Source organism: Inquilinus sp. 2KB_23, assembly GCF_052115705.1.
In the GTDB taxonomy this organism is placed as follows: domain Bacteria; phylum Pseudomonadota; class Alphaproteobacteria; order DSM-16000; family Inquilinaceae; genus Inquilinus; species Inquilinus ginsengisoli_A.
This window is the reverse complement of the sequence record NZ_JBFRHF010000010.1, coordinates 64,041-75,746: the sequence shown is the minus strand read 5'-3', so window position 1 is coordinate 75,746 and position 11,706 is coordinate 64,041. Positions and strand designations below refer to the sequence as shown.

Here is an 11,706-nt window from a genome sequence, read left to right as displayed (position 1 = left end):
TGCCCAGCCAGCGGCCGCGGCCCTTCTGGCGTCGCGGCCGCCCTCACCCGTCCCGCACAGGCATGACCGAGATGACCGACAGCTTCCTCTACACCAGCCCCCTGGACCCGCAGGCGCAGCCGCTGATCCAGGCCCTGACCCAGGAATACGAGACGCGCTACGGCGACTATTGGGGCGCCGGGGACGGGATCAAGGAGATGAACCGCTATCCGGCCGAGCTGTTCGCGCCGCCGGACGGCAATTTCCTACTGCTGCTGCGCGACGGCGTCGCCATCGCCGGCGGCGCCTTCAAGCGCTATGACGACACCACCGCCGAGATGAAGCGGGTCTGGACCCATGTCGACCTTCGCCGCCAGGGCCTGGCGCGCCGGGTGCTGGACGAGCTGGAGGCCCAGGCGGCGCGGCAGGGCTACACCCAGCTGTACCTGACCACCGGCTTCCGCCAACCGGAGGCCGCCGGCCTCTATCTCCGCTCCGGCTACACCGCGCTGTTCGACACCGCGGTCGACCCCGAGATCCACGGCACGCTGCCCTTCAGGAAGGACATCAGCGCCTTGGCCCCGGCGGTCCGCCGGACGGCGTGATCCTGTCCCTTCACCGTCATTGCTTCGCTGCGCCCGCAATGACGGTGAAGGGGGAATGCGCCCCTACGCCGCCAGATACCGCTCCGCCAGCGCCACCCAGTAGCGGGCGGCGACGGGCAGGATCTCGTCGTTGAAATTGTAGCGCGGGCTGTGCAGGGCGGCGCTGTCGCCGTTGCCGAGGAAGAGATAGCTGCCCGGCTGCTCCTGCAGCATATAGGCGAAATCCTCGCTGGCGGTGATCGGCGGGAAGCCGGCCTGGATCCGCTCCGGGCCGAACTGTTCGGCAGCGACCCGGCGTGCGAACTCGGTCTCATCGGCATGGTTGACCAGCACCGGATAGCCGCGGCGATAGTCGATCTCCGCGACGGCGCCATAGCTTTCGGCATGGGCCCGAGCCAGGGCGGTGATGCGGGCCTCGATCCGGTCGCGCACCTCCGGCTTGAAGGTGCGGACCGTGATCTGCAGCTCGACGCTGTCCGGGATGACATTGGCGGCGAGGCCGCCATGGATCGATCCCACGGTGATCACGGCGGCGTCCAGCGGGTCGACGTTGCGCGACACCACGCTCTGCAGCGCCATCACCAGCGAGGCGCCGGCCACCACCGGATCGACGGTCTGGTGCGGTGCCGCGCCGTGGCCGCCCTTGCCCACCACCCGGATCACGACCCGGTCGGCCGCGGCCATGGCCGGTCCGGTGACGAAGCCGAACTGGCCGGTCGGCACGCCGGGCCAGTTGTGCAGCCCGAACACGGCATCGCAGGGGAAGCGCTCGAACAGCCCGTCCTCGATCATCCGCCGCGCGCCGGCGCCACCCTCCTCCGCCGGCTGGAAGATCAGGTTCAGCGTGCCGGAGAAGTCCCGCCGTTCGGCGAGCACCCGGGCGGCGGTCAGCAGGCTGGCGGTGTGGCCGTCATGGCCGCAGGCATGCATCACCCCCGATGTGCCGCTGGCATAAGGCAGGCCGGTGGCCTCGACGATCGGCAGCGCGTCCATGTCGGCGCGGATGCCGACGCACCGCGGACCGTCGCCCAGCACCAGCGTCCCGACCACACCGGTGCCGCCCAGGCCGCGGCTGACCTGGTAGCCCCAGTCGGAGAGCGACTGCGCGACCAGGTCGCTGGTGCGCCGTTCCGCATAGGCCAGTTCCGGATGGCGGTGCAGGTCGCGGCGCAGCGCCACCATCTCCTCGCGATGGGCTTCGACGCCCGCGGCGATGTCAGTTCCGCCGCTCATCCCGCCCGGACCTCCGCCAGCACCGCTGCGGGCACCGGCGACAAGGCATGCGCCAGCTCGCCGACCTCGAGATCGTTGTAGATCTCCGGCAGCAGGATCTTGCGCAGGAACACCATCTCCTCGCCCCGGCTGCTCGGCTGGCGGTGGAACGCCCCATAGCCGCGGCGCTCGTAGATGCCGGCCAGCCAGGGATGGCGCGTGGCGGTGGCGAGGTAGACGGCCGGTGCCTTGATGCGGTCGCGCAGGAAATCGGCCTCGACATGGTCCAGCAGCGCGGCGCCGATGCCTTGGCGCTTCAACTGCGGCGCCACCGCGAACCAATGGATGAAGGGATAGCTGGCGAGGTGCCCCTCACCCATCGGCCAGGGGAAGCGCACCGACACCGTGGCGATCGCTTCCCCGTCCCGCTCCAGCAGGAAGGTGGTGTGGCGCCGGATGATGCGCCGCACCAGGTCGAGATCGGCGGTGACCGCGGTGAAACGGATGCCCATCTCCCGCAGCGGCTGGTAGGCCGCATTCAGCAGGTCGAGCAGCGCCGGCGCGTCCTCCGGGCCGGCGATGCGGATGCTGTCGGTCATCGGCGCGCGCCCTGCCCGGCCGCGGCCGGTTCGCGCGCCGGCCCTCCGGCATAGCGGCTTTCGCGATAGGGCAGGCCGAGGTTCTCCCGCAGCGTCGTGCCGCGCAGCACCGGATCGTAATGGCCGCGCTCCTGCAGCAGCGGCAGCACGTGGCGGGTGAAATCGTCCAGCCCTTCGCCCAGCACCGGGAAGCCGAGGATGAAGCCGTCGGCCGCCCCCTCCTCCACCCAGCGGATCAACTCGTCCGCCACCGTCTCCGGCGTGCCGATCAGCGCCCGTCGCGTTGCCGTCTCCAGCGCCACTTCGCGCAGGGTCAGGTTGCGCTCGCGCGCGGTGCGCTTGATCGTGTCGGTGGTGGCGCGGAAGCTGTTCTTGCCGAGGTCACCGAGATCCGGGAACGGCCCGTCCAGCGGGTACTGGCTGAAGTCGTGATGGTCGAAGAAGCGGCCGAGATACAGCAGCGCCTCCTCCACCGACAGCAGGTCGCGGATGGCGCGGTACTTCTCCTCCGCCTCCGCCGCCGTGCGGCCGACGATCGGGCCGATGCCCGGGAAGATCCGGACATGTTCCGGCCGGCGGCCATGGGCCACGGCGCTGTCCTTGACCTGCTTGTAGAACACCTTGGCGTCCTCGATCGGCCCGCCATTGGTGAAGACGGCATCGGCGTGATGCCCCGCCAGCCGGATGCCGTCATCGGAGGCGCCGGCCTGGAACAGCACGGGCTGCCCTTGCGCCGAGCGGCTGATGTTCAACGGCCCTTCGACCGAGAAGAACCGGCCCTGGTGATTCAGCCGCCGCATCTTGGTGAAGTCGACGAAGCGGCCGGTGGCGCGGTCGCGGATGAAGGCGTCGTCGTCCCAGCTGTCCCACAGGCCCTTGACCACCTCGAGATATTCCTCGGCGATCTCGTAGCGCAGCCCGTGTTCCGGATGCTCGCGGCTGTAGTTCCGGCCGGAGCCCTCCAGCGGTGAGGTCACGGCGTTCCAGCCGGCCCGGCCGCCGCTGATGGCGTCGATGGTGGCGAACTGGCGGGCCACCGTGAACGGGTCGCTGTAGGAGGTCGACAGCGTGCCGACCAGACCGATCTTCGAGGTCACCGCCGCCAGGGCCGACAGGATCGAGATCGGCTCGAACCGGTTCAGGAAATGCGGGATCGACTTCTCGTTGATGTACAGCCCGTCGGCGATGAAGGCGAAGGCGATGCCCGCCGCCTCGGCCTTGCGGGCGGCGTCGAGCAGGAAGCCGAAATTGACGCTGGCATCGGCCGGCACGCTGGGGTGCTTCCACGCATTCATGTGGCCGCCGGGGCCCTGCAGCATGACGCCGAAGGTGATCTGAGACTTGCTCATGCGACGATGTCCTTGGACACGGAAAGGGATCAGGCCGCGAGCGCGAAGTGCGCCTGGGCGAGCAGTTCGATCGAGACCAGGCGCTCGGCGGCGGCGGCGATCGGGGTGTCGATGATGAATTCGCGGACGCCGTGCTGGCGGTGCAGCCGGTCCAGCTCGGCCCGCACCCGCTCCGCGGTGCCGTGGATTACGCTCGAGGGCTTCTCCTCGATCCGGTACTGCTTCGCGCCGGCCTGGCGGGCATATTCCTCGGCCTGGGCGATGCTGCCGACATTCACGCTCTGGCCATTGTCGACATGCACCTTGAAGTGCTGCAGCCCGGCGGCCAGCCGTTCGGCCCGCGCTTCGGTCTCGGCCACGATGATGCCGACGGCCAGGAGCGGCGCCTTGCCGCCGCTGACGGCGCGATAGGCCGCGAACACCTGTTCGAGCAGAACAGGATCGCCATTGATGTGGCTGGCATGGACGAAGGCCCAGCCCTCGGCTGCCGCCAGCTGCGCGCTCTCGACGCTGGCGCCGAGCAGGAAGCGCTGGGCCGGGACCGCGGGCCGCGGCGTGGCGCTGACGCCCGCCAGCGGGTCGGCATCGGCGATGGTGTCGTCGAGGAAGGCGTCGAGCTGGGCCAGCTGTTCGGCGAAGCCGGGCTTGCGCGCCGGATCGATCGCAGCCTGCAGCGCCCGGGTCGACAGCGGCAGCCCGCCCGGCGCCTTGCCGATCCCGAGATCGACCCGGCCCGGCGCCAGCGCCGCGAGCAGGTTGAAGTTCTCGGCCACCTTGTAGGGGCTGTAATGCTGCAGCATGACCCCACCGGAGCCGACGCGGATGGTCCGGGTGTGGGCCAGCAGATAGGCGATCAGCACCTCGGGCGACGAGCTCGCCAGCTGCGCCGTGTGGTGGTGCTCGGCCACCCAGAAGCGGTGGAAGCCCCAGCGCTCCGCCCGCTGCGCCAGGGCGACGGTTCGCGCCAGCGCCTCGGAGGCGCCTTCGCCGCCATCGATCGGGCTCTTGTCGAGCAGGCTCAGGACATAGCTCATGCCGTTCATCCCGGGATGACGTGCGGGGTCGGACCGTGGCCGGCCGGCCATAGGTCAAAGATTCATGTTGTTATCTCATGAAATACACATTCTACTGTCAATAGAATATTATTTATACAATTTACTCCGTTAAATCCCCTCACACGATCTCACGGAGAGTCCCATGAGTCGTTTCGCGGCGCCGCTGCTCGGCGCCCTGCTGATCCTGCCCGGCCTCGGCGCCGCCCATGCCGGCACCCCGCGCGACACCATCGTGGTGGCCAAGCAGATCGACCAGTTCATCTCGCTCGACCCCGCCGAAGCCTTCGAGCCCGGCGTCGGCGAGGTCACCGGCAATCTCTACGACCAGCTGGTGGGGTATCGCAGCGCCGCCGACCCGACCATCGTCGGCGACCTGGCCGAAAGCTGGTCGATTAGCGATGACGGGCTGACCTACCGCTTCACGCTGAAGCCCGGCGTGGCCTTCGCCAGTGGCAATCCGGTGACGGCCCAGGATGCCGCCTGGTCGCTGCAGCGGTCGGTGCGGCTGAACAAGTCGCCGGCCTTCATCCTGACCCAGTTCGGCTTCACCCCGGACAATGCGGCGGACCGGATCCGGGCGGTCGACGACCGCACGCTGGAGATCCGGATCGACCACGCGGTGGCACCGACCTTCTTCCTCAACACGCTGACCGCGGGCGTGGCCTCGATCGTCGACGCCAAGGAGGTCCAGGCCCATGATGTGGGCGGCGACCTCGGCAACGCCTGGCTGAAGGGCCACAGCGCCGGCACCGGCCCCTATGCCCTGCAGCGCTGGGTGCCGAATGAGCGGGTGGTGCTGGACGCCAACCCGCACGCCCAGGACGGCGGCCCCAAGACGCCACATCTGGTGTTCCTGCACGTGCCGGAGCCGGCCACCCAGCGCCTGCTGCTGGAAAAGGGCGATGTCGACTACGCCCGCGACCTGACCCGCGACCAGATATTGTCCCTGAAGGACGCGCCCGGCGTGGCGCTGCAGAGCGAGGACGGCGACCTGCTGCTCTATCTCGGCCTGAACCAGACCAACCCCAACCTCGCCAAGCCCGAGGTGCGCGAGGCCCTGAAGTGGCTGGTCGACTACCAGGGCATCGAGAACGCCCTGCTGAGCGGCACCTACACCGTGCGCCAGAGCTTCCTGCCGACGGGCTATCTCGGCGCCATCGACGACACCCCCTACCGGCTGGACGTCGGGCGGGCCAAGGCCCTGCTGGCCCAGGCCGGGCTGCGCGACGGCTTCAGCGTCACCATCGACGTGCGCAACGTCGCCCCCTTCGCCGACATCGCCCAGGCGCTGCAGGCCAGCTTCGCCCGGGCCGGAATCCGGCTGGAGATCCTGCCCGGTGACGGCAAGCAGACCATCACCAAATACCGGGCCCGCACGCATGACATCTACATCGGCACCTGGGGCCCGGACTACCGCGACCCGCACAGCAATGCCGACGCCTTCGCCTTCGACAAGGACGTCAATGACGCGACCGCGCCGAAGACGCTGGCCTGGCGCAACCGCTGGCAGGATGCCGGCTGGAACCAGACCGTAACCGAGGCGCTGCGCGAGCCCGATGCCGGCAAGCGTGCCGCGCTGTACGGCGACCTGCAGCGGAAGGTCCAGGCCGAAGGACCCTTTGTCCTGCTGTTCCAGCAGACCCTGGTCGCCGCCCACCGCAGCACGGTCGACGGCCTGGTCCTGCAGCCGAAGACCAGCTACGCCGCCGTCGCCAAGGCCGACTGACCGACCGCCCTTCCGACCCATGGGAATTCGAAGATGAGCACGCTCAACGACTATCTCGGCCAGAAGCGCGAGGCGATCACCGCCCGCAAGGCTCGCATCGCCGCCGGCGACTCCGGCCCGAAAACCCTGACGGCGCAGGTGCGCGCCGAGGGCCGCAGCGGCATCCGCCGCATCCGCATCCGCGACTTTCAGGTGATCAGCGACAGCGAGGCGGATTTCGCCGGCTACGACCTCGGCCCCAGCTCACCCGAGCTGCAGCTCGGCGTGCTCGGCAGCTGCCTGACGCACATCTTCCTGATCCAGGCCGCCGACCGCGGCGTGCCGCTCGAATCCCTGGATGTCGAGATCCGGGGGCAGATCGACCCGCGCGCCGGGCGTCCGGGCTTCGAGCAGGTGCCGATCTATCCCCATGACATCACCTACACCGTGAACGTCACCTCATCCGCCAGCCGGGAAGAGATCGACGCCCTGCAGGAGGCGGTGGAGCGCAACTGCCCGATCCTGAATCTGCTGAAGAACCCGCAGCAGATCGGCGGCGAGGTCCGGCTGACGCCGAGCCGGGCCGAGGGTCTGGCGGCAGAATGATCGCGACGGAGGCAGGAGGATAGCCCTGCCTCCCACCCGACCCAGCCTGGATGGAGTGGCGACCCCAGCAGGATTTGAACCTGCGACCTACCGCTTAGCATCCCACTTCGGCTTCCGCCGCCGCCGCAACCGGCGTTCGTGGTCTGGACTATCCCTTCGCCCTGGGCATTCCTGCCGTTAGGCGCCTGCCGTCTAGTCTCTACACCTTCCCGGCATCGGCCGGGCTTGGCTCGGGATTGCCCGCCGCAAGGCGGCTGGGGGTTCCCCGAATTTGACAGGTTCTACGTCCGCCGTTTCCGGCGGCGCACTCCCGATTGAAGGCGGTTGCTCTATCCACTGAGCTATGGGGTCGTGGCCGTCTCGGTACTCCATTTCAATATGAAGCGCCAAGCCCTTCCGTCGCGGACCGGCCCGCCTGCGCTCAGCGCGTCGGCCGCGGCCGGAAGTTGTCAGAGTAGTTGCGCGGCACCACCCGGCGCTCATGCTCCTGCTGCACCGAATAGACCATGCCCTTGCGCTCGGCGAAGGCCACCGCCTCCTCCTTGGTCGGGAAGGCCAGCTGCACCTGGTTCAGCGTGTCGCCCGACGCGACCCAGCCCATCAGCGGCTCGGGCCGGCGCGGCGTGGCCGGCTCGTACTCCAGGACCCAGTCGTGGATCTTGCCGCGACCGCTCTGCATTGCGGTCTTCGACCGGCGATAAATGCGCGCCTGCATGCCTCAGTCGACCTCTCGTGCTCGCGGGGCGGTCGGGGCGGAGAGATTCGCGCTCCCGACATCCTGCCTCCTCCTAGCACCAACCCGGATGCAGGGGAACACCGCTGTGCGGGCCGGCATAACTGCGCCAGGGCATGATCGGAGACAGGATCCGGCCATCGGGTATTGGGCTTAGAGGGACACAGCCACCGGATGATTGCCTTATGGCCGATCGTCGTTACCGGCGTAGCGGCCGCAGCGTCGCGGATCGGGACGATGGATCAGGATGCCGATACGGGGCGTTCCGCAGCCGCCGGCAGGCACCGCGCCAGGGCGGCGGCGATTTCGGAAGACGCCAAAGGCTGACGCACGACCTCGTCGACGCCGGCATCCACCAGATCACGCGCATTGAAGTCGTCGACCGAGTTCGCCGCCAGCAGCACCGGCAGGGACGGTGCGATCCCGTGCAGCTCCTTCGCGAGGGCCAGCGCGGCCGCGGCCGACGCCGGATGGCTCACCAGCAACGCGTCGAAGCGGTCCGGCGCCTCCTTGCAGGCAGCCAGGGCGCCGGCCGCGCGGGCGAAGCCGACGGGCTCGTAGCCGAGCGCCGCCAGCATCTCCTCGTCGCGCAGCAGCCGGTCCCGGTCGCTGTCGATCACCAGCACCGTCTCGCCGCGCCCGAAGGGGATGGCATCGGGCGTGTCCTGATCCGGCGTCATCTCCAGCTCGGCCGCGGAGACGCAGGGCAGCCAGACCTCGAACCGGCTGCCGAAGCCCGGCTTGCTTTGCACGACCACCGTCCCGCCATGCTCGCGGACGATCTCCTGCACCGTGGCCAGGCCGAGGCCGTTGCCGGCCAGCCGGGTGGTGAAGAACGGCTCGAAGATCCGCTCCAGGGTCGCCTGGTCCATGCCGCGCCCGTGGTCGCTGACCGACAGCACCGCGTAGCGTCCAGAGGCCAACTCCCGATGCGGCAGCGGGCTTTCCGCGGTGACGTCGTAGATCTCGCTCTCGATGTCGATGGTCCCGGCTTCGTCCATCGCCTGCGACGCGTTGTTGCAGAGATTGAGGATGACCTGCTGCAGCTGGCCGGGATCGCCGAGCACCACCGCACCCTCCGGGACCGCGTGCACCGTCAGCTCCACCGCCGACGGCAGGGAGGCCCGGAGCAGCGACGCCGCCTCCGCGACCAGGGCCGGGATGCCGACGGCCCTGCGGCCCAGCTGGCGACGCCGGCCGAAGGTCAGGATCTGTTCGATCAGATCGCGCGCCCGCTCCCCCGCCCGGCGGATTTCCCTGAGGTTGCGGGCAGGCCGGCTGTCCGGTTCGACCTGGCCTTCCGCCATCTCGGTGTAGCCGAGGATCGCACCGACGATATTGTTGAAATTGTGGGCGATGCCGCTGGCGAAGACGCCCACCGTTTCCATGTGGCGGGCCTGCTGGAGACGGGATTCGAGGCGTGTCCGCTCCTGTTCCAGCTGCTCGCGCCCGACCGCGTTGGTGAGGGCGTCGAGCGCCATGCGCAGCAGGCCGAACTCGCTGTGCCGCATCACGGCGAAGGGGCCGAGCACGTCAAACCCCAGCAGGCCGACGATGGCGCCCGCGTTCCGGTGCGAAACGCAAGCCCAGCTGGACAGGCCGGCATCGGCGAGGGCGTCCCGGTCGGCACCGGACGGCAGGCGGTCCACCCGCCGGATGTGGATGACCCCGTCCTTGGTCGGGTCGAACCGGGCCGCCAGGGCCAGGGCCTGGTCCGGCCAGTTCGGCGGATAGGGGCCGCCGTCGCGGCTCCACAGATATCGCTGGGTCTGGGGGCTGCGCCACACGAAATAGGCGCGGTCGGCGCCGACCCGCTGCGCCAGCTCCGCCAGCGACTGCTCGACATGGGCGGAGACCTGCTGCGGCTGCGCATTGATGAAGCGCGTCGAGATGCCGGCCACGAAATGCTCGAACGCGGCCCGGTCCCGCAGGGCCATCGCCCGCTCGCGAAGCTGCAGCCCGAGATGGATCAGGAGCGCCAGCAGCATCACCGCCACGGCATACAGCACCAGCCGGTATTGCCGCGCCGAATCCCGCGAATGGATCTGGTGCCGCACGATCATGTTGCGAAGGGCGACCTGATCCTGGCGGATCGGCAGGGCGAACAGGGCTTTCAGGAGGCCGTCGGTCGCGGGCAGCAGGTTGTGCAGCATCTGGCCGTGCACCAGCAGCCCCTTCGCGGCGTTGACGTCGTTGAAGGACGGCATCAGCTGCGACAGGCTGTCCAGCCGGTCCTGGACCTCTCGTGCGGTCGCCGGCGAGGTGTCGAGCGAGAGATGCAGGATGGCCGCGGCCAGGCCGCTGACATCCGCGATCAGCGGCCCGTCTGCGGTTGCGGTGCCGAGGTTGGCACTGAAGCGCCCGAAATAGGCGAGGGAATTCTGCAGCAGGGCGTTGTCGCTCTTGAACAGCTCGACCAGTTGCTCCTGCTGGCCGACCGAGGTCGCGAGCCGCTCGATCGCCGTCGCCAGATCCGTGTCCACCGCCGCGGCTTCACGCAGCCGGTCGAGGGAATCGTACAGCCCCTTCACCTCCCGGACCAACGGGTCGTAGGTGCGCAACAGGCCTGCCCGCGTGGCCAGGACATCGCGCCCCAGAGCGCTGTTGGTCATCGCGAACTGGTCGACGGCCTCGAGCGTGCGGTCGAACAGCTCGGCATCCGTGTTGATGCCGCGGACCAGCAGCCAGGTCAGCATCAGCAGCAGGAGAAGGAGCGGCAGGGCCACCACCGTCGGCGTCAGCCTCATGGCGCGTTGGCAGTGATGGGGCGGCCGCGATAGGTTCCCGTGAGCGTGCGCAGGAACGCGACGATCGAGGACACCTGGGGGTCCGACAGCGTCTGGTCCAGCTGCGCCCGGGCCATCTGCCTGACGGCATCGTCGAGCGTGGCCGCGCTGCCGTCATGGAAATACGGGGCCGTCGTCGCAACGTTGCGCAGGCTGGGCACGCGCAGGATCTTCGGGTTCGGGGATGCCAGCGGATGAAAGATGCCGTGCCGCTGGAACAGGTTGCCGCCGATGTTCACCCCCTGATGACAGGCGACGCATCCCAGCGACTTGAACAGCTGGTAGCCGTTCAGCTCCTCCGCCGACAGGGCATCGGCATCGCCGCCGAGCCACAGGTCGAAGCGGCTTCCCGGCGTCACCAGCGACCGCTCGAAGGTCGCGATGGCATCCAGCAGGGAGTCCTGGTCCGGATCGCCGCCATAGGCCTCCTGGAATTCCCTGACCACCTCCGGATCCGCCTGAAGCCTGGCCAGGACATCGTCGATGCTGGTGGCCATGATATCGGGGTTCTCCAGCGACGCCTTGGCCTGCGCCTGCAGCGTGCGGTAGTTGCCCTCCCAGTTCAGCCGGAAGCTGAGGGCGGAATTGAAGACCGTATCGGTGTTAAGCGAAAGCTCCGACCCATCGGGCCCCGGATCGCGCCGGTTGTCGTCCGCACCGTTGGTGCGCGTGTCGTGGCATGACAGGCAGCTCCGCGCGCCGTCGCCGGACAGGCGAACGTCGCTGAACAGCCTCTCCCCGAGCGCCACCTTCCGCGGATCCAGATCGGCCATCGGCGGGATCGGCGTGATCGGCTCCTGAGTCATCGGAACCACCGCGCGCGGGGCGAGCGGATCCGGCGCCTGCGCGGTCGCCGCGCCGGTCAGCACCAGCAGCGCGGCGCCGATCGGGATCCATCGGCGATACGATGCGCCGGCCAGGGCGAGCGAAGCGGCCACGGTCATGTCCTTGCAATGGGGCGGCAGCTCGGCCTTGGCGTCCGCACCGGGCCATCGACGACGATAGCGATCGACCGATGACAGCCCTGGTCGATGCCCACGATCCCGCCATGCGGCGCATCCGCCGTCAACGGTTTCG

10 protein-coding genes are annotated in these 11,706 nt (G+C 69.1%); 3 read left to right on the top strand and 7 right to left on the bottom strand.

Annotated features, from left to right (window positions below; translation table 11 throughout):
- Positions 1-71 precede the first annotated feature (71 nt).
- Complete coding sequence (locus tag AB4112_RS14575; RefSeq protein WP_441720607.1) at positions 72-584, top strand: GNAT family N-acetyltransferase; 513 nt, start codon at positions 72-74, stop codon at positions 582-584.
- A gap of 63 nt (positions 585-647) precedes the next feature.
- On the opposite strand, the gene AB4112_RS14570 is transcribed toward AB4112_RS14575, so the two are convergent.
- From AB4112_RS14570 to AB4112_RS14555, 4 genes are read right to left on the bottom strand one after another with little or no spacing between them, the layout of a single operon-like run.
- The gene (locus tag AB4112_RS14570) at positions 648-1,817 is read right to left on the bottom strand and encodes a M20 aminoacylase family protein (RefSeq protein ID WP_441720605.1); all 1,170 of its coding nucleotides are present in this window, start codon (positions 1,815-1,817) and stop codon (positions 648-650) included.
- Positions 1,814-2,395, bottom strand: a complete 582-nt coding sequence (locus tag AB4112_RS14565) for a GNAT family N-acetyltransferase (protein ID WP_441720603.1) — start codon at positions 2,393-2,395, stop codon at positions 1,814-1,816. The genes AB4112_RS14570 and AB4112_RS14565 overlap by 4 nt, the downstream gene beginning before the upstream one ends.
- Entirely contained in the window at positions 2,392-3,744 is a 1,353-nt protein-coding gene (locus AB4112_RS14560) for an LLM class flavin-dependent oxidoreductase (RefSeq protein ID WP_441720601.1), read from the bottom strand. Before AB4112_RS14560 ends, AB4112_RS14565 begins: the two co-directional genes overlap by 4 nt.
- Positions 3,745-3,773: 29 nt before the next feature.
- Positions 3,774-4,778, bottom strand: a complete 1,005-nt coding sequence (locus tag AB4112_RS14555) for an LLM class flavin-dependent oxidoreductase (protein WP_441720599.1) — start codon at positions 4,776-4,778, stop codon at positions 3,774-3,776.
- A 163-nt stretch (positions 4,779-4,941) separates the two neighbouring features.
- Here AB4112_RS14555 and AB4112_RS14550 point away from each other — a divergent pair, with 163 nt between their 5' ends.
- Together AB4112_RS14550 and AB4112_RS14545 are read left to right on the top strand one after the other, a co-directional pair.
- Positions 4,942-6,525, top strand: a complete 1,584-nt coding sequence (locus tag AB4112_RS14550) for an ABC transporter substrate-binding protein (RefSeq protein WP_441720597.1) — start codon at positions 4,942-4,944, stop codon at positions 6,523-6,525.
- Between the two features lie 33 nt (positions 6,526-6,558).
- Entirely contained in the window at positions 6,559-7,110 is a 552-nt protein-coding gene (locus AB4112_RS14545; protein ID WP_441720595.1) for an OsmC family protein, read from the top strand.
- A gap of 421 nt (positions 7,111-7,531) precedes the next feature.
- Here the strand turns inward: AB4112_RS14545 and AB4112_RS14540 are convergent, their stop codons facing one another.
- From AB4112_RS14540 to AB4112_RS14530, 3 genes are all read right to left on the bottom strand, one after another.
- A complete protein-coding gene (locus tag AB4112_RS14540; protein WP_309794439.1) occupies positions 7,532-7,825 on the bottom strand; it encodes an ETC complex I subunit in 294 nt (97 codons plus the stop codon).
- 260 nt (positions 7,826-8,085) lie between these two features.
- Positions 8,086-10,590, bottom strand: coding sequence for a two-component system VirA-like sensor kinase (locus tag AB4112_RS14535; protein ID WP_441720593.1), 2,505 nt, complete (start codon positions 10,588-10,590; stop codon positions 8,086-8,088).
- Positions 10,587-11,567, bottom strand: coding sequence for a cytochrome-c peroxidase (locus AB4112_RS14530; protein WP_309794443.1), 981 nt, complete (start codon positions 11,565-11,567; stop codon positions 10,587-10,589). The genes AB4112_RS14535 and AB4112_RS14530 overlap by 4 nt, the downstream gene beginning before the upstream one ends.
- Between the last annotated feature and the right edge of the window lie 139 nt (positions 11,568-11,706).